The organism is Patescibacteria group bacterium (genome assembly GCA_004297215.1).
In the GTDB taxonomy this organism is placed as follows: domain Bacteria; phylum Patescibacteriota; class Patescibacteriia; order UBA9934; family GWF2-40-263; genus 2-01-FULL-63-20.
The window spans coordinates 92254-109993 of sequence record SCUM01000002.1 but is presented as its reverse complement, the minus strand read 5'-3'; the positions used below and the strand labels follow the sequence as shown (position 1 = coordinate 109993).

The following is a 17740-nucleotide window of genomic DNA, read 5'->3' as shown; positions in this document are numbered from 1 at the left end:
CTTATTCGTGGATCACGCGCAGCACCTCGGCGATGGAGGTGGCGCCGGTGCCGGCCTTGCGCAGGCCGTCGGCGAGCATGGTGGTCATCCCCTCGTCCATGGCCACCTTGCGGATGCCGTCCGCGTTCTCGCGGCGCATGATGGCGTGACGCACCCGCTCGGTGACCTCGAGCACCTCGTAGATGCCGATACGGCCGGCGTACCCGGTCTTGTTGCATTTCTCGCAGCCCTTGGGCTCGGCGAACTCCTTGAACTCGGAAAGCACGTCGGCGGGCACCAGCCCCTTGAGGCTCTGGCGCTCGAGCGCCGTGAGCTTGCGCGTGGTGGCGCACCCCGGGCACAGGCGGCGGATGAGGCGCTGCCCGATGGCGATGTTCACGGTGGAAGCGATGAGGAACGGCTCGATCCCCATGTCGAGCAGGCGCGGGAGGGTGACCGCCGCGTCGTTGGTGTGCAGCGTGGAGAGCAGGAGGTGGCCGGTCATGGCCGCGTTGGTGGCGATGCCGGCGGTCTCCTCGTCGCGGATCTCGCCCACCATGATGATGTTGGGGTCCTGGCGCACGATGGACCGCAGCCCGTTGGCGAAGGTGAGGTTGGCCTGCGGGTTGGCCTGGATCTGCGTGAGGCCGGGAATGGCGTACTCGATGGGGTCCTCGATGGTGATGATGGAGCGCTCGCGGGCGTTGAGCATCCGCAGGATGGAATATAAGGTGGTGGTCTTGCCCGATCCGGTCGGGCCGGTGGCGAGGATCATCCCGTACGACTTCCGCATGTTGTCCTCGATCTTGGGGAGGTCGGCCGCGCCGAACCCGAGCTCCTCGAGCGCGAGCGCGCGAGCTTGGCCCACGAGGAGGCGCATCACCACGTTCTCGCCGTAGAAGGTGGGGACGATGGACACGCGCAGGTCCACCGGGGTCGATTCCATGATCACGCGGAAGCGCCCGTCCTGCGGGGTCTGGTGTTCGTCGGTGCGCAGCTCGGACATCACCTTGATGCGGGTCACCACCATGGCGTGCATCTTCTTCGGGATCGCGAGCGCGTCGTGGAGGATCCCGTCGATGCGGAAGCGGATGACCACGGTGGTCTCGGACGGGTCCACATGGATGTCGGAGGTACCGGAACGGTAGGCGTACGCCACCATGCCGTCCACCAGGTCGCGCGCCGAGGCCGACGCCAAACGTTCCAGGCCCTTGAGGTCCGGCAGGCGCTGCGATTGCTTGACGGACTCCTTCACGACGGACTCGAAAGACGCGTCGGAATCCCCCTCGGCGGCGGTTGGCTTGCGTTTCAGTCTGGTTGGCATAACGGATCCTCCGTCCGTTGCGGCCGGTCGCGTACAGTATAGCCGTTCGGCCTGTGGATTGACAGGTCCGACGCCGCCTGTTGGCGGGTCGGACTCCGACCTCCGGCTCACCGGAGCGTCGGAGTTGTCTGAAGATTATGTTCGCGGTATCATGTGGACAATTATTCATCAATCCAACCAATTGGATTTCCGTATGACACGTTCCTCGCAGAAGGGGTTCACGCTCCTTGAACTCCTCATCGTGATGGCGCTCATCGCCATCCTCGTGGGCATCGCGCTCGCCGCCCTCAACCCGGGCCGCCAGTTCGCGAACGCCCGCAATTCCACCCGGTATGCGCACGTCACCGTGATCAGCAACGCCATCAGCGCGAACATGGCCGAGAACAACGGCGTGTTCACCTGCGCCGCCGGCGCGATTCCGGCCACGGCCACGAACATGGCCAATGGCGTCGGGAACTATGACATCGCCCCGTGCCTGGTCACGGAGTACATGTCCACCATGCCGTACGACCCGTCGGCCACGGGCGCGCACTGGACCAGCGAGACCGATTACGACACCGGGTACGACATCTCGGAGGACGCCTCTGACCGCATCACCATCGCGGCCCCGGGCGCGGAGCTCTCCGCGACCATCAGCCTCACCCGCTAAGCCGTCGCGACCGAAAGACCGCCCTTCCGGGCGGTCTTCGTTTCCGTTCAGTCCTGATGCGTGGCCTTGATGATGAAGTAGGGCGGGAGGTTGAGGGGCTCGAAGGAAGTGTCCACCGAGAAGTGCTTCTTGAGTGCGGGCAGCAAGGTGGGGAGGTGCTGGCACACGATGAACGTCCCGCCGCTGCCGAGCATCGCATGGACGTCGGCGATGATCCGGTCGCGCGCCCCTTCGGCGAAAAGGGCGAACGGGAGGCTGCTCACCACCGCGTCGAAGGAGGTCACCCCGTGCCTGGCCGCATCCGCACGCACGTCGAGCGCATCGCCCTCGAACACCACGAGCCGCGGGTCGCCGATCGCCTCGAGCGCGCGGGCGAACTCGGGTTTCACCTCCACCGCGTACACGCGTCCGTCCGAGGGGAGCCGCTTGAGCAATTCGCGCGTGAGCGCGCCGTCGCCGGCTCCCAGCTCGAGCACGCTCTTCGTTCCCGCAGGAATGGCATCGGCCACGCGACGCGCCGTGAAGGGAGAGGCAGGGGAGAGCGTCCCCACGGTGCGCGGGTCACGGATGAGGGATTTCAGGAAGGAAAAGAGGGACATATGGTGCCGGGATGGTAGCACTTGGGACAAAGAAAAACCATCGCGCGAAGCGATGGATTTTCTGGTGCGGGCGGAGGGATTTGAACCCCCTGCCTCCTGGTTCGAAGCCAGGCGCTCTATCCAAATGAGCTACGCCCGCGTCAGGGCAGGAATATACCCGATTTCTTGACTCACGTCAATCGTCTTGGCATACTTCCGACATTCTTTTTGCATCGGTAGCTCAGCTGGTAGAGCAGGGGACTCTTAATCCCTTGGTCGTGGGTTCGAGTCCCACCCGATGCACCATGAAACACTCCCGCCCCGGGGGTGTTTTGCGCTGTCCCCATCCCTTGACAGGTCGCGCTTTTTCCGACAGGGTTTGAGGGTCCCCCACCTGTTTCCACGGAGGAACCATGCTGCGCAAGCAGATCGTCCTCGTGGTTGACCTCGGGGGCGTCGTCATCGACAAGTACGCGACCGACTTGAGAGGAATGCGGTACTCCCGCGGCGATCCGGAGCTGCCCGAGGTGACCCATGCGTTCGAGGCGCTGCGCGAGCTCGCCGACATGGGCATCACCATTTACATGCTCTCTTCCGGCGGCTCGGAAGCGACCGGGCGGCGCACCCGATGGTTACGGGCGCGGAATTTCGAGGGACGCACCGGCATCCCGTGGTCGAACGTCAAGTTCTGCGGATCGCGTCATGACAAACGCTGGTGGTGCAAGGTCTTGCGCGCGACGCACATCGTGGATGACCGCCGCGAGGTGCTCCTCGCGATGCCGCGAAAGCGCGAATTGTACCTCTATCTGTTCCGTCCGGCGCTCGACGCGCAGATGAAGTATCTTGCCGAAGGCAAGCCGGTGCCGGAACTCGGTCCCGAGGTGCGGACGGCCGACGCATGGACCGACCTCGAACTGATGATCCGGGCGGACATCGAGGAGGCGTGCGGGCTGTCGACCCTCACGGACATGGCCCGTTGGTCCGAAGAAGAGGGCGAATGACACGGTGGGTTGCTCCCGCCGTCTTTTATTGCTACATTGCGCGGCGTATATGAGGTACTCACATCTGTTCGGAAAAACCAACAAGAACGCCCCGCACGACGCGGACAGCGCGAACGCCAAACTGCTCGTGCAGGGCGGGTTCGTGGACCAGCTCGCCTCGGGCATCTATACCTACCTGCCGCTCGGCTTGCGGGTGCTCGACAAGGTGAAAGGGATCATCCGGGAGGAGATGCTCGCGCTCGGGGCGAATGAGATCCTCATGCCGGCGCTTCAGCCTGCGGAACCGTGGAAGGTGACCGGCCGCTGGGAAGATCCGGGGAAAGAGGTGATGTTCCAATTCGAAGGGCGCGGCGACAAGGCGTTCGGCCTCGGCTGGACGCATGAGGAGGTCGTCACCCCGCTCGTGCAGAGATACGTGAAGAGCTATCGCGACCTCCCGCTTTCCGTGTTCCAGATCCAGGACAAGTTCAGGAACGAGCCGCGCGCGAAGTCCGGCCTGCTGCGCGGCCGCGAATTTTCGATGAAGGACCTGTACAGCTTCCACCTCACGGAAGCGGACCTCGAGGCGTTCTACGCCAAGGCGGCACAGGCGTATAAGCGCGCGTTCAAGCGTTGCGGGCTCGACGCCCTCATGGTTGAGGCTTCGGGCGGCGCGTTTTCCAAGTATAGCCACGAGTTCCAGGTGCCTACGGAGGCCGGCGAGGACACGGTGTATTCTTGCGTGAAGTGCGACTGGGCGCAGAATAAGGAGATCTGCCAGCTCAAAAACGGCGATGCCTGCCCGCCCGGCTGCGGCGGCCAGGTGAGGGAGGTCAAGGCGATCGAGGTAGGGAACATCTTCCAACTCAAGACGCGCTTTACCGACGCGTTCGCGTTTGACGTCACGGGCGAAGAAGGGAAGCCGGTGCGCGTGCTCATGGGCTGCTACGGCATCGGGCCCAGCCGCGTGATGGGCGCGGCGGTTGAAGTGCACAATGATGGCAAGGGGATCCTGTGGCCCAAGGAGATCGCCCCGTACCTGGTGCACCTCGTGTCGCTCCCGGCCAAGGATCCGGCCGAGCAGGAGAAGCTGGTCGCCGCGGCCGAAGGGCTGGTCGCGGAACTGGAGGCCGCCGGCGCGGACGTGCTTTGGGACGATCGGACGAACGCCTCGGCCGGAGAAAAATTCGCGGACGCCGACCTCATCGGCTGCCCGCTGCGCCTCGTGCTTTCGCCGAAGACCTCCGCGGAAGGAGCCGTGGAGTGGAAAGTGCGACAGGAGAGCGCGTCGCGACTCGTGAAGTCCGAGGACGTCTTGGAGGACGTGCGAACGTTCATGAATTCCTGATATGAAACGTCTTCTTCCCATCCTCTCGCTCATCGTCCTTGCCGGTGCCGGATGTTTCGCGCCGTCCTTCGAAGGGACCGCATACGAGAACGCCGAGTACGGGTTCGCGTTCAATTACCCGTCCGACATGGAAGTGCGCACGAGGCCCGATGACGTACGTGAGACGCAGTACCTCGGCCTGGACGTGGATTTCTTCGCCACGCTGCGCGACACCGTGAAGGAAGCCAAACCGCTCAACATCGCCGCGTTCTACGCCGTTCCCGGGCTCACCGATGACGCGTTCGCGGCCGCGCTTACGGGGAGCGGCGCGGGCATCGCGGTCACGTCGCGCGAGAGCGAGAAGCGCGGGGGAATCCGGATGACCAAGGTCGTGAGCACCACCGAGTCCGGGGAAGAAAAGGCGCATTATCTCTTCGACCGGGACGGGAAGACGATCATCGTCTCGGTGTTCCTCACGCAGGGCGAGGCGTTTTCGCCCATCCTTGAGACCTTCCGCGCGTATCGGCCGTAGGGCTTGCCCGGCAGCTACCGGGCTTGCGCGACAGGCGTTTCGTGGCTATGCTTACGGCAAAGACATCAATCCACTGACTATGAACAAAGCGGAATTGGCCGGCAGGATCGCGGATAAGCTCGGAATCGCGAAGAAGCTGGGAGAGGATTTCATCGCCTCGTTCGAGGAGATCGTCACCCGGACGCTCGTCGAGAAAGGGGAAGTGACCATCGCCGGATTCGGCACCTTCTCGGCCCGCGAACGCGCCGGCCGCATGGGGGTCAACCCGCAAAAGCCCACCGAGAAGATCCAGATTCCGTCGGTCATCGTCCCCAAGTTCAAGGCCGGCAAGGCGCTCAAGGACGCCTTGAAGGGCAAGCGCCAGCCGGGGAGCTAGTCCATGAGCATCAAGAAGACGGCCCTCGCGGGCCGTCTTTATGTTCTTGCACGAGACCCTTCGCGCCTGATGGCGCTCAGGGTGATTCGGCCTTAGGCCGAATCATTTCGCGAATTCTATCACGCGCGTCTCGCGGATCACCGTGACCTTCACTTCGCCAGGATACGACAGCTCGGCTTCGATCTTGTTGGCGATGTCGCGGGCGAGCTTGTAGGCGCCGAGGTCGTCGATGGTTTCCGGCTTGATGAACACGCGCACCTCGCGGCCGGCCTGGATGGCGTAGGCCTTCTCGACCCCGTCGAAGTTGGTGGCGGTGGCTTCGAGCTGCTCCATGCGCTGGATGAACTGCTCGATGCTTTGCTTGCGCGCGCCGGGGCGGGCGCCGGAAATGGCGTCGGCGGCTTTCACGATGGCGCCCTCGATCGTGCGCGGGCGGTCCTCGTGGTGGGCGATCGACTGATAGGCGAGCTCCTCCGTGAACCCGAACTTCTTCATGATGTTGTACCCGATCTCCGGGTGCGCGCCCTGCATGTCGTGGTCCACGGCCTTGCCGATGTCGTGGAACAATCCGCCCTTCTTGCACGTGAACACGTCGGCGCCCAGTTCTTCGGCGATCATGGCCGAGATCTGGCCCACCTCGATCGAGTGCTGGAGCGCATTCTGGCCGTAACTCGTGCGGTATTTCATGCGCCCGAGGATCGAGATCAGCTTGGGATCGATGGACGACACCGGGATGCCGAGCGCGTAGAGCGCCTCCTCGCCGGCCTTCTTGAGGTCGCTCGCCAGGTTCTTCTTGGCCTCGTTCACCGCCTCCTCGATGCGGGCCGGCTGGATGCGGCCGTCCTTCACGAGCGCCTCGATGGCGCGTTTGGCCACCTGGCGGCGGATCGGGGAGAAGCCGCTCACGGTGATGGCGTTGGGGGTGTCGTCCACGATGATTTCCGTGCCGGTGAGGTGCTCGATCGCCTTGATGTTGCGCCCTTCCTTGCCGATGATGCGGCCCTTCATGTCGTCGCTCGGGATCTCCACCGAGCTGGTGGTGCCGTCCACGGAGACGCTCGAGGCGAAGCGCGACATGGCGAGCGCGAGCACGTTGCGGCTCTTGCGTTCGAGCTCCTCCTCGCCTTCCTGCTCGAGCTTGCGGATGCGCGCCATGAGCGCTTCCTTCTGGTCATGTTCCACGTTGCCCATGAGCCGCGCGAGCGCCTCTTCCTTGGTGAGCGAGGCGATCGCCTGCAGCCGGACGGTCTCTTCCTCCTTGATCCTCAGCACGCTTTCCTTGACCGCGGCTACGTCCTTCTCCTGCGTCTCGAGCCCGGCCTTCTTGTCCTCGAGCTCGAGGAGCTTCTGGTCGAACATCGTCTCGCGCTTTTCCAATCGGCGCTGCGTCTCCGTGAGGTCCTTGCGGATCTCCGCTTCGGTGCGCTTGGCGTCTTCCACCAGCTTGAGCGACTGGTTCTTGGCCTCCAGCAGGATCTCGCCCTGCTGCTGCTTCGCCTTGCTTTCGAGTTCGGCGGCCTTCGACTTCGCCTCGGAAAGGATCCTCTCTGCCTTGGCCTCGGCGCTGTCCTGGGTACGCTTGCCCAGCACCTGCCGGGCGCCGTATCCGGCGGCGGCCCCGAGGAGCGCGGCCGCGATCGCGTAGATGAATACCATAAAGGCGTTTCTCTCTCCGAGAAACGCGACGGACATTCGAACGACCCCCGCCGCAGGCGGGGTTTGTGGCTAGTCCAACAGACGTGAAACGGTCTTTTTGGATGAAGTCACAGGGAAAATCGGAACCAATCGTACCCAGTCGCTCGCGCTCATCGCGCCGCTCGGATTCGCTGACATGAGTTACAGCCCTAATGTAGCAGGGAGCGGGGAGGGTGGAAAGGGGCTGAAGGGGGAGAAGGGGCCGAATGGCCTAAATATGGCTGAGAATGGTCGAAACGGGTTGAAGATGCGCGGAGACGGCGTCTTTGGTGAGCGTGGCAAGGGGAACGGATGACGAAAGGTCGAATGGGCCGATCTTCGTGCGTCGGAGGGTCTCGAGATACGCGCCGCACCCCAACGCCTGGCCTATGTCATGGGCGAGCGTACGGATATAGGTTCCGCTCGAGCAGGAGACTCGGATCGTGGCGCGCGGCGGGTCATGGGAGAGGAGTTCGAGCGCGTGGACGATGACGTCGACAGGCTCGCGAGCGACCTCGATGCCCTGACGAGCCAGTTCATAGAGTTTTCGTCCGCCGACCTTTTTCGCGGAATACATCGGCGGCGTCTGTCGGATCGTGCCCGTGAAGCGCATGAACGCGTCCCGCAGCTCGTCCGCTGACGGCTGACGGCTGACGGCTCCTCGAGTCTGAGCGACCTCGGAGTCGAAGACTGTCGGCTCGATGCGTCCCGTCCGGTCCTGCGTGTCGCTCGTCGCGCCCAGCACCATCGTGGCCTCGTATGTCTTGTCGAGCCCGACCAATTTCGGGAATTCGCGCGTGGCCTCGCGTCCGACGCCGACGATGAGCAGCCCTGTCGCGAACGGATCAAGCGTGCCGGCATGCCCCACCCGTTTTTCACCGGTGACGCGCCGAACCGCGTCCACGATGTCGTGGCTGGTTGGTCCGGCGGGCTTGTCGATGAGGAGGAAACCGACCATGTCGTGCTATACTAGGCGCACAGGAGGATATGAACAAGAAGCCTCGGGCACCACTGCCGAGCATTCGGGGGAGGATCCTTTCGGCCTTTCTTGCTTTTGGCTTGGCCCTCGTCGTCCTCGTCGCGTTCGTCATGGCCGTGTCCGACGGATGGGCCGTCGGCATCACGTTCTTGGCGCTCATCTGCCTGCTGGTGTTCGGGTTCGCCTGGCACCTGTCGAGCGCGATCACGCGCGAGATCCGCGTGCTCTCGCGCGCGGTCGTGGACGCGAACGCGACCACGCCGCCTTCGCCCGTCCCGCCCCCTTCCTTCGCGGCACGTACGCGCGAGACCCACGAACTCGCCGAAGCGCTCGCCGAGTACGGCTGGCGCATCCGCACCTTGAGCGCCTCGGTCGAGGAAGAGGCGGACCTCTGCCGGGACAAGGCCGCGGAGACGGGCGGCATCCTGTCGGACTTCATGTACTACACGGCGCACGTGCTGCGCACCCCCGTGAACGCCATCCGTTGGACCGTGGAATCGCTCAAGAACGAGGAGAGCGGGGAGGTCACGGAAGGGCAGCGCGAGCTCCTCGACAAGCTCGAGTACTCCAGCGTGAAGCTCGCGAGCGTCGCCGACGAGCTGCAGGACGCCTTCATCGTGCTGCGCAAGGACCCGCTGCACATGCGCGCCCAGCCCTGCGACGTGGGCGCGATCGTGGACGCGGCTGCCGGGGCCTGGGCCGTGGATCTGCGGCGCAAGAGCCTCAAGCTCGCCTGGCACCCCGACGCGGGAGGCCTTCCCCTGGTGCTGGGCGACCCCAAGCGCATCGAGCAGGTGCTAGGCGTGCTCATCGACAACACCGTGAAGTACTCCCCGGAGAAGCGCACGGTCACGGTGCGCGCCATCGCGGTGGGTTCCAAGGTGTCGCCGGAGGCCGTGAAGAAATGGTCGATTCCCCATGGCGTGAAGGATAGCGTGGTCGTTTCCGTGTCCGACCAGGGGATGGGCATCCCGGCCGCGGAAACGCGCAGCGTCTTCCGCCCGTTCTTCCGTGGGGAGCGCGCCCGCGACGTGTGGGTCGACGGGAAAGGGCTCGGGCTCACGCTCGCGCGCGCGATCGTGGGCACGCATGGCGGCCAGATGTGGTTCACCAGCCGTCCGGGGCACGGCACCACCATGTGCTTCTCCCTCCCGGTGGCCGGGCATCCGCGCGCGCCTCGCAAAGGGGCCTGACTTGGGATATACTTGCCGACGTATGGCCTTGAAGAAACCAACGACCCACCACAAGACCCGCATCCTCGTCGTCGAGGACGAACAGGCGTTGCGCGAGATGTACGCGACCTGGCTCAAGGCCAAGGGATACGAGGTGATCACGGCCGACAACGGCCTCACGGGCATCCAGATGGCGTTCCATGAGGCGCCCGCGGCCCTCGTGCTCGACGTGCTGCTCCCCAAGAAGGACGGGTTCGAGGTGCTCACCGAGATCCGGAGGAACCCGAAGACCGAGAAGCTTCCCGTGGTGATCCTCTCGAGCCTCGACCAGGATTTCGAACAGCGCCGCGGCCTCACGCTGGGCGCCCACATGTACCTGGTGAAGACCACCATCTCGCCGGAAACGCTGTATGATGCCGTCGCTAAATTATTGAAAGGGTGACCCGTGTGCCAGCCTCCAAACAACAGAAAATCCTCCTCGTGGAGGACGACCCCTTCCTCTACAAGGTGCTGTCCCAGCGCCTGTCCGACGAAGGGTTCGACGTGACCGTGGCCTCCGACGGGCAATCGGCCATCGACCAGGTCGGGAGCCTCAAGCCCGTCCTGGTGCTGCTCGACCTCATCCTCCCCAAGAAGAGCGGGTTCGAGGTGCTCACCGAGATCCGCAAGAACGCGTCCACGGCCAAGCTCGCGGTGGTGGTCCTCTCGAACCTCGGACAACAGGAGGACATCGACCAGATCGAGAAGCTGGGCGTGCGCGAATACCTGGTGAAGGCCGACTATTCGCTTTCCGAGATGGTGAAGAAGATCAAGTCGCACGCCGCGGCCCTATGAAGGACGTGCGGGGCTTCACGAATAAGGAGGTCCTGGTCATCGTCGGGGTGGTCGCCGTCCTGTTCATTGCCGTCGTGGCCGCCATCGACCCCGCCCGGCGTTTGAGCCAGGCCCGCGACGCTGCCCGCCGCCGAGACGTGCGCGAGGTGCTCATGGCCGCGGTCTCCTACGCGCAGGAGCACGGCGGCGCGTATCCGGGCGCCTTCGATGCCGATCCGTCCGGGTTCCAGGTATTGGGCACCGATCGGTCCGGATGCGAACGCTCCTGCGGCACGGTCGTCACCGGAAGCGCCTGCGCCGACCTCGGCGAAGCGCTCGGGCGATTGCCGTTCGATCCGCTCACCGGCTCATCTGGCAACACCCGGTATGCGGTCAACCTCCAGGTTTCCGGCGCGGTCGAGGTGGTCGCTTGCGATCCGGAGCTCGCCGCGAGCATTTCCGTGAAACGCTAGGCATCGAAGAGTCGGCCCGGAAACGGGAAGTTCCTTCGTCCCGACATCACGTCGGGGCTCAGGATGACCCCAGGTGATTTTGGGGTCATTTTCGTTGACGGAAACCCTTCGTTCCCGTATCCTCCCCGCCATGAACCTCACCGAACTCGCCCGTCGATTGCGCACGAGCCCCGATGAGCTCAGGGATGCCCTCCCCGGGCTCGGTTTCGCGATCGGCCGGCGCGCCATCAAGATCGACAACCGCGTCGCGAGCCAGATCCAGGAGGCCTGGGGCGAGATGCGCCGCAAGCAGCGCCTCTCCACCAAGATGGAAGAGCAGAAGGCGGCCACCGAGGCCCGGGAGGCGCGCCGCGCCACGGCCGAGACCCGCCCCGTGCAGGTGCCCGCCGTCATCACGGTGCGCGATTTCGCGAGCCTCCTCGACGTGCCCGTGCCGCGCGTCATGCAGGAGCTGATGCGCAACGGCATCATGGCGGCCATCAACGAGCGCATCGACTTCGACACGGCCGCCATCCTCGCGGAAGACTTGGGCTTCAAGGCCGTGCCGGAGGAGAAGGCGTCCGTCATCGAGGACGTCGCGGCGACCGACGTGCTGCGCCAGGCCATCGCCGACGAGAAAGCCGAGAACCTCGTGTCGCGCGCGCCGGTGATCGTCATCATGGGCCACGTGGACCACGGCAAGACCAAGCTGCTCGACACCATCCGTTCCACCAACGTGATGGAGAAGGAGGCCGGCGGCATCACCCAGCACATCGGCGCGTACCAGGTGGAACGCCATGACCGCGCGCTCACCTTCATCGACACGCCCGGGCATGAGGCGTTCACCGTGATGCGCTCCCGCGGCGCCAAGGTGGCCGACATCGCCGTGCTCGTGGTCGCCGCCGACGACGGCGTGCAGCCGCAGACCAAGGAAGCCGCGAACATCATCCAATCGGCGCACCTGCCGTTCGTCGTCGCCCTCAACAAGGTGGACAAGGCGGACGCCAATCCCGAGCGCGTGAAGACGCAGCTGTCCGAGATCGGCCTCATTCCTGAGGAATGGGGCGGCAAGGTCACGGTCGTTCCCGTGTCGGCCAAGGCCGGCACCGGCATCGACGCGTTGCTCGACACCCTGCTCCTTGTGGCCGACATCGAGAAGGAGCGCGTGAGCGCCAACCCGTCGCGCCGCGCGATCGGCACGGTCATCGAGAGCCACGTGGACGCCGGCACCGGCGCGGTCGCGACCGTGCTCGTGCAGACCGGCACCTTGCGCGTGGGCGACGTGCTGGGCGTGCGCGGGCTCAATTTCGGCCGCGTGCGCGCCATGCACGATTGGAAGGGCGATGTCGTGGGCAAGGCCCCGCCGTCCACCCCCGTGGAGATCATCGGCTGGAAGGCCGCCCCGAGCGTGGGGGACATCATGGAGGTCCCCGAGGACGCCAAGGCGCTCGAGAAGGTGAAGAGCGGCGAGGCGAAGGCCACCGAACAGATGGCCACTATCAAGCCGCAGGTCGTTTCGGAAAACGTCGAGGGCAAGCAGATGGTGAACCTCATCATCCGCGCCGACGTGCTCGGGTCCCTCGAGGCCATCCTCGGCATGTTCGACACGGTCCGCCACGGGAGCGTGGGCGTGAAGGTGGTGGGGAAGGGGCTCGGCAACATCACCGACGTCGACGTCCAGAACGCCGAAGCGTCCAAGGCCATCGTCCTCGGCTTCAACGTGAAGCCCACGGCCACGGCCGAATCGCTCTCGCGCGACAAGAACGTCCCGATCCGCACCTACCAGGTGATCTACAAGATGTTCGACGACGTGCTCAAGGACCTGCAGGCCCTCCTCCCGAGCGAGACGATCATCACCGAGATCGGCAAGCTCGAGGTGCTCGCCAACTTCCGCAAGATGGACGACGGGTTCATCGTGGGCGGCAAGGTGATGGGCGGAAAGCTCCTTCCCAAGGCCAAGCTGCGCCTCAAGCGCGGCGAGGAGTACGTGGGCGAAGGGGAACTGCTCGCGCTGCAGCTCGGGCGCGCCGAGATCAAGGAGGCGCACGGCGGGCAGGAATGCGGATTGCGCTACAAGGGGAAGGTGAAGGCCGAGATCGGCGATGTCCTTGAGGCGTACACGGAAGAGAAGAAGACGCAGCAGCTCGTCATCGAAGGGATTTCTAAACGCTGACCTATGTCCAACGAACTCATCCTCACGGCGGAGAACTTCGACCAGAACGTGCTGCAGGGCGGCAAGCCGGTGCTCGTGGATTTCTGGGCCCCTTGGTGCGGCCCGTGCAAGACCATGAGCCCGCTCGTGGATACGGTCGCCGGCGAGGTGCCGGACGCGCTCGTGGCCAAGCTCAACGTGGACGAGCATCCGTCGCTCGCCCAGCGGTTCAACGTGCTTTCCATCCCCACCTTCATCATCTTCAAGGGCGGCCAGCCCGTGGACCAGTTTTCCGGCACCATGGCGAAAGAGGCATTGAAGGCGAGATTGCAGAAACACCTTTAAGTGCGTAGTCCGTAGTTGGTAGTGCGTAGGTAATTTTCGCCTACCCCCTACGCACTACCCCCTACCCCCTGTGATTCCTGAGAAGCTTGTCATCATCGGCAGCGGGCCGTCGGGGTACACGGCCGCGATGTATGCCGCCCGCGCCATGCTCGCGCCCGTCTTGTTCGAGGGGCTCAAGGCCGGCGGGCAGCTCATGCTCACGACCGAGGTGGAGAACTTCCCGGGGTTTCCGGACGGCATCCAAGGTCCGGAGCTCATGCCGCTTTTTCGAAAACAAGCCGAACGGTTCGGCACCAAGCTCGTCGCGGACGACGTCGTGTCCGTCGATTTCTCGGCGCGCCCGTTCATCGTGCGCACGGCAGGCCAGGAGATGAAAGCCGAATCGGTCATCATCTCGACCGGCGCTTCGGCCAAGTGGCTCGGCATTCCTGGAGAAACGGAATATTCCGGCCGCGGCGTGAGCGCGTGCGCCACCTGCGACGGGTTCTTCTTCCGTGACAAGAAGGTGCTGGTGGCGGGCGGCGGGGACGCGGCCATGGAGGAGGCGGATTTCCTGACGCGCTTCGCGAGCTCCGTCACCGTGCTCGTGCGCGGGAGCGAGCTGCGCGCCAGCAAGATCATGTCCGAGCGGGCGATGAAAAATCCCAAGGTCGCGTTCCTGTTCGGCACGAGCATCACCGAGGTCGTCGGCGACGGGAAGAAGATGACCGGCGTGAAGACGATGGGCAACAAGACGAAGGCGGCCGGCGACCTGTCCGCCGACGGCCTGTTCGTGGCGATCGGCCACAAGCCCAACACCGAAATCTTCAAGGGCCAGGTCGAGCTCGACGAGAAAGGATACGTCGTCCTCAAGCCGGGGACGCGGCAGACGAGCGTCGACGGCGTATTCGCCTCAGGCGACGTGGCCGATTACGTGTACCGCCAGGCCATCACCGCCGCCGGCACCGGCTGCGCCGCCGCCCTCGAGGCCGAACGGTGGCTGGCAAGCAAGGGATAGAAGGGATACCCTTCGGAGGTATGAAGACCATCACCGCTGCGCAGCTCAAGGAGATCATGGCCAAGGACGGGGGCTTGACCGTCCTGGACGTGCGTCCGCCCGCGCGATACGCCGAAAAGCACGTGCCCGGAGCCATCAACGCCCCGGCGACCGACGATTTCGGTACCTCGCTTTCCGCGGCGGCCCTCGGCACGGACGCGCATCTGGTGCTCTACGCCGACCACGAGGCGGATGACGCGCACGTGAAGACGCTGTGCGAGATTGCCACCAAGGCCGGGTACGCCGACGCGCGCTGTCTCATGGGCGGGTTCATGGGCTGGATGGAAGCGGGCGGCACGATAGAGGGCGGCCAGGAGTCGTGACCTATGGCGAGCTACGACCATCGTTCGATCGAGAAGAAATGGCAGGCGAAGTGGGACCCGCCTTCGCCAAGGCTTCGGCGGGCAGGGGAAGCTCCCGAGGATCCGGCACGAGCGAAGGATAAGCTCTATCACCTGGTGATGTTCCCGTACCCGTCCGGCGCCGGGCTTCACGTGGGGCACGTGGAAAGCTACGCCGCGCTCGACATCCTCACGCGCCGCGCGCGCATGCAGGGGAAGAACGTGCTGTTCCCGATCGGCTACGACGCGTTCGGGCTCCCGGCCGAGAACTACGCGGTGAAGACCGGCGTGCATCCGGCCGAGACCACGAAGGCGGCCATCGAGAATTTCCGACGGCAGATGAAGTCGCTCGGGCTCTCCTTCGACTGGTCGCGCGAGATCTCGACGGCCGATCCGGAATATTACAAGTGGACGCAGTGGCTGTTCCTCCTGCTTTACAAGAACGACCTGGCGTATCGCGCCAAGGCGCCGGTGAATTGGTGCCCGTCCGATCACACCGTGCTCGCCAACGAGCAGGTGGTGGACGGGACGTGCGACCGTTGCGGGACCGTCGTCGTGCAAAAGGAATTGGAACAGTGGTTCTTCCGCATCACCAAGTACGCCGACCGCCTGCTTGCGGGGCTCGACAGGCTCGACTGGCCCGAGCGCATCAAGTCGATGCAGCGCAACTGGATCGGCAAGAGCGAAGGGGTCGAAATCGAGTTCCATGGCACGCAAGGCGACTGTGAATTTTCGATTCCGGTGTTCACGACGCGCGCGGATACGCTGTTCGGCGTGTCGTACGTCGTCCTCGCGCCCGAGCACGCGCTCGTGGACGAGTTGTGCATCGAGGAGAAGCGCGAGGAGCTGGTGCGCTATCGCGACCAGGCGCGCAAGAAGAGCGAGCTCGAGCGCACGCAGCTCGAGCGTGACAAGAGCGGCGTGTTCCTGGGCGCCTACGCGAAGCATCCGCTCACCGGCGAAGACGTGCCGCTCTACGTTTCCGACTACGTCCTCACCTCCTACGGCACCGGCGCCGTGATGGGCGTGCCGGCGCACGACGACCGCGATTACGCCTTCGCCAAGAAGTACGACCTGCCGGTGAAGTGGGTCGTGGCCAGTCCGAACCAAGACGATCGGGTGGCCGACCAGGCCTATGTCGACGAGGGAGTCCTCACGAACTCGGGCAGTTTCAATGGCCTGACAAGCCATGAGGCGGTCGGCGCGATCGCGGCGGAACTGGAGTCGAAAGGCCGTGGCAAACGCATCACCTTCTTCCGCCTGCGCGACTGGCTCGTCTCGCGCCAGCGCTACTGGGGCGCGCCGATCCCGATCGTCTGGTGCGACGACTGCGGCGCGCAGCCGGTGGAGCCGAAATCGCTGCCGGTCGAACTCCCGACCGATGTGGATTTCAAGCCCACAGGGGAGTCGCCACTCAAGCGGTCGGCATCGTTCCAGGATGTGGACTGCCCGAAGTGCGGCAAGGCCGCGCGCCGCGAGAGCGACACCATGGACACCTTCGTGGACTCCTCGTGGTATTTCCTGCGCTATTGCGATCCGCACAACGACGCCGTGTTCGCCGACGAGGCGAAGCTGCGCTACTGGTCGCCGGTCGACCTGTACGTGGGCGGCGCCGAGCACGCGGTGTTGCATTTGTTGTACTCGCGATTCGTCTGCTACGCGCTCAGGGATCTCGGCTACGTGGAGTTCGACGAGCCCTTCCTCAAACTGCGAAACCAAGGACTCATCCTCGGGCCCGACGGGGAGAAGATGAGCAAGTCCAAAGGGAACGTCATCAATCCGGATGACATCGTGCACGAGTATGGTGCCGACGCGTTGCGCCTGTACGAGATGTTCATGGGTCCGCTCGAAGATGCCAAGCCATGGGACACGAAAGGGCTCGTTGGCGTGCGTCGGTTCTTGGACAAGGCCTGGGCGTGTCGCACGAAGCTCGCGGACGCGACGGACCCGGAGCTCTCGCGCGTCGTCCACAAGACGATCAAGAAGGTGAGCGACGACCTCGACCAGCTCAAGTTCAACACGGCCATCTCCCAACTGATGATCTGCACGAACGCCTTCGCCGCCGTCGAGGCGGTCCCGCGTGGTCTGTTCGCGACATTCGTGACGATCCTCGCCCCGTTCGCCCCGCATCTCGCAGAAGAACTCTGGACGGATCTCGGGCACAAGATGTCCGTGTTCCAGGCGTCCTGGCCCGTTGCCGACGCGTCGCTCATCAAGGACGCCATCGTGAAGGTAGCCGTGTCCGTGAACGGCAAGGTGCGCGCCACCATCGACATTGCCCCCGACTTGCCGCAGGAAGAAGCCGTCGCTCGCGCCCTCGCCACCGAGAACGTGGAAAAGTACCTCGCCGGCGCGAAGCCGAAGAAGGTCATCTACGTCCCGGGCCGGATGATCAATATCGTGGTGTAACTATCCACAGCCATCCGTTGACAGAAAGGTGATTTCATGATGAAATGCCATTAAGCAGATAAGGGTTCCTCCATGGGAACTTCTCTGGTGTCACAAAAACGACCTTCTCAAATTGAGGGGGTCTTTTTTGTTTTCCCGGGCCTGGAAAACGGGCCCATGAAGGCGACACTCATGTCGTCCTGAGGAGGCCTCAGCCGACGAAGGATCATCTATGGCAAACGACCGACAATATTTCGTCTACATCCTCACGAATGTCACCAACCGTGTGCTGTATACGGGCATCACGAATAATCTTGTCCGTCGCGTATACGAGCATCGTCAGAAGGTCGTGAAGGGCTTCACGGCTAAATATAACGTGAACAAGCTGGTCTACTTCGAAGCATCCGCCGGGGCTTACGAGGCAATCACTAGGGAAAAACAAATAAAAGGATGGGTCCGAAGGAAAAAGATCGCCCTTATCGATTCGATGAATCCCATCTGGGCGGACGTGAGTGGTAATCTGTATTGATATCATCCGATTTTTCATTGTCATCCTGAGTCTGAATGGTTGACGAAGGATCATCGTCGGTGACCCCCCAGATGGTCATCCCGAAGAAAAACGTCCGGTGGCCTCCAGACCAAG

19 protein-coding genes and 2 tRNA genes are annotated in these 17740 nt (G+C 64.0%); 16 read left to right on the top strand and 5 right to left on the bottom strand.

The annotated features are described in order from the left end of the window. Window position 1 precedes the first annotated feature (1 nt). Window positions 2-1303 carry a type II/IV secretion system protein gene (locus EPO34_04760; GenBank protein ID TAK03344.1) on the bottom strand — a complete coding sequence of 434 codons (1302 nt, stop codon included), beginning with the start codon at window positions 1301-1303 and terminating at the stop codon, window positions 2-4. A gap of 193 nt (window positions 1304-1496) precedes the next feature. Between EPO34_04760 and EPO34_04755 the strand changes: the two genes are divergently transcribed. Continuing rightward, entirely contained in the window at window positions 1497-1952 is a 456-nt protein-coding gene (locus tag EPO34_04755) for a type II secretion system protein (protein ID TAK03343.1), read from the top strand. A 47-nt stretch (window positions 1953-1999) separates the two neighbouring features. Here the strand turns inward: EPO34_04755 and EPO34_04750 are convergent, their stop codons facing one another. Both EPO34_04750 and EPO34_04745 read right to left on the bottom strand, forming a co-directional pair. Next, on the bottom strand, window positions 2000-2551 hold the full coding sequence (locus EPO34_04750) for a methyltransferase domain-containing protein (GenBank protein TAK03342.1): 552 nt from the start codon (window positions 2549-2551) through the stop codon (window positions 2000-2002). A gap of 62 nt (window positions 2552-2613) precedes the next feature. Continuing rightward, window positions 2614-2690: transfer RNA gene (locus tag EPO34_04745), tRNA-Arg, on the bottom strand. A 70-nt stretch (window positions 2691-2760) separates the two neighbouring features. Between EPO34_04745 and EPO34_04740 the strand changes: the two genes are divergently transcribed. From EPO34_04740 to EPO34_04720, 5 genes are all read left to right on the top strand, one after another. After that, window positions 2761-2836: transfer RNA gene (locus tag EPO34_04740), tRNA-Lys, on the top strand. Window positions 2837-2943: 107 nt separating this feature from the next. After that, on the top strand, window positions 2944-3531 hold the full coding sequence (locus tag EPO34_04735) for a hypothetical protein (GenBank protein TAK03341.1): 588 nt from the start codon (window positions 2944-2946) through the stop codon (window positions 3529-3531). 49 nt (window positions 3532-3580) lie between these two features. Further along, window positions 3581-4858: a hypothetical protein gene (locus EPO34_04730; GenBank protein ID TAK03340.1), complete on the top strand. Its 1278-nt coding sequence runs from the start codon at window positions 3581-3583 to the stop codon at window positions 4856-4858. A 1-nt stretch (window position 4859) separates the two neighbouring features. Next, entirely contained in the window at window positions 4860-5369 is a 510-nt protein-coding gene (locus tag EPO34_04725; protein TAK03339.1) for a hypothetical protein, read from the top strand. A 79-nt stretch (window positions 5370-5448) separates the two neighbouring features. After that, a complete protein-coding gene (locus tag EPO34_04720; GenBank protein TAK03338.1) occupies window positions 5449-5745 on the top strand; it encodes an HU family DNA-binding protein in 297 nt (98 codons plus the stop codon). 102 nt (window positions 5746-5847) lie between these two features. Here EPO34_04720 and rny read toward each other — a convergent pair whose 3' ends face one another. Next, on the bottom strand, window positions 5848-7437 hold the full coding sequence (rny, locus tag EPO34_04715; GenBank protein TAK03337.1) for a ribonuclease Y: 1590 nt from the start codon (window positions 7435-7437) through the stop codon (window positions 5848-5850). Between the two features lie 214 nt (window positions 7438-7651). Beyond that, window positions 7652-8377 carry a tRNA pseudouridine(55) synthase TruB gene (truB, locus tag EPO34_04710; protein ID TAK03336.1) on the bottom strand — a complete coding sequence of 242 codons (726 nt, stop codon included), beginning with the start codon at window positions 8375-8377 and terminating at the stop codon, window positions 7652-7654. 29 nt (window positions 8378-8406) lie between these two features. Here truB and EPO34_04705 point away from each other — a divergent pair, with 29 nt between their 5' ends. The 10 genes from EPO34_04705 to EPO34_04660 all read left to right on the top strand — a co-directional run bounded on the left by EPO34_04705 (window position 8407) and on the right by EPO34_04660 (window position 17626). Then, window positions 8407-9591 carry a HAMP domain-containing histidine kinase gene (locus EPO34_04705; protein TAK03335.1) on the top strand — a complete coding sequence of 395 codons (1185 nt, stop codon included), beginning with the start codon at window positions 8407-8409 and terminating at the stop codon, window positions 9589-9591. Then, entirely contained in the window at window positions 9488-10012 is a 525-nt protein-coding gene (locus EPO34_04700; protein TAK03334.1) for a response regulator, read from the top strand. The genes EPO34_04705 and EPO34_04700 overlap by 104 nt, the downstream gene beginning before the upstream one ends. Beyond that, window positions 9997-10404, top strand: coding sequence for a response regulator (locus EPO34_04695; GenBank protein TAK03333.1), 408 nt, complete (start codon window positions 9997-9999; stop codon window positions 10402-10404). The genes EPO34_04700 and EPO34_04695 overlap by 16 nt, the downstream gene beginning before the upstream one ends. Further along, window positions 10401-10856 carry a hypothetical protein gene (locus EPO34_04690; GenBank protein TAK03332.1) on the top strand — a complete coding sequence of 152 codons (456 nt, stop codon included), beginning with the start codon at window positions 10401-10403 and terminating at the stop codon, window positions 10854-10856. Before EPO34_04695 ends, EPO34_04690 begins: the two co-directional genes overlap by 4 nt. A gap of 130 nt (window positions 10857-10986) precedes the next feature. Then, on the top strand, window positions 10987-13008 hold the full coding sequence (locus EPO34_04685) for a translation initiation factor IF-2 (GenBank protein TAK03331.1): 2022 nt from the start codon (window positions 10987-10989) through the stop codon (window positions 13006-13008). A 3-nt stretch (window positions 13009-13011) separates the two neighbouring features. After that, the gene (gene trxA, locus EPO34_04680; protein TAK03330.1) at window positions 13012-13332 is read left to right on the top strand and encodes a thioredoxin; all 321 of its coding nucleotides are present in this window, start codon (window positions 13012-13014) and stop codon (window positions 13330-13332) included. Window positions 13333-13402: 70 nt separating this feature from the next. Further along, window positions 13403-14329: a thioredoxin-disulfide reductase gene (trxB, locus tag EPO34_04675; protein TAK03329.1), complete on the top strand. Its 927-nt coding sequence runs from the start codon at window positions 13403-13405 to the stop codon at window positions 14327-14329. Window positions 14330-14349: 20 nt separating this feature from the next. Then, window positions 14350-14691 carry a rhodanese-like domain-containing protein gene (locus tag EPO34_04670; protein TAK03328.1) on the top strand — a complete coding sequence of 114 codons (342 nt, stop codon included), beginning with the start codon at window positions 14350-14352 and terminating at the stop codon, window positions 14689-14691. A gap of 3 nt (window positions 14692-14694) precedes the next feature. Then, window positions 14695-17118, top strand: a complete 2424-nt coding sequence (locus EPO34_04665) for a leucine--tRNA ligase (protein TAK03327.1) — start codon at window positions 14695-14697, stop codon at window positions 17116-17118. Between the two features lie 211 nt (window positions 17119-17329). Next, window positions 17330-17626 carry a GIY-YIG nuclease family protein gene (locus EPO34_04660; GenBank protein ID TAK03326.1) on the top strand — a complete coding sequence of 99 codons (297 nt, stop codon included), beginning with the start codon at window positions 17330-17332 and terminating at the stop codon, window positions 17624-17626. The last annotated feature ends 114 nt before the right edge of the window (window positions 17627-17740 follow it).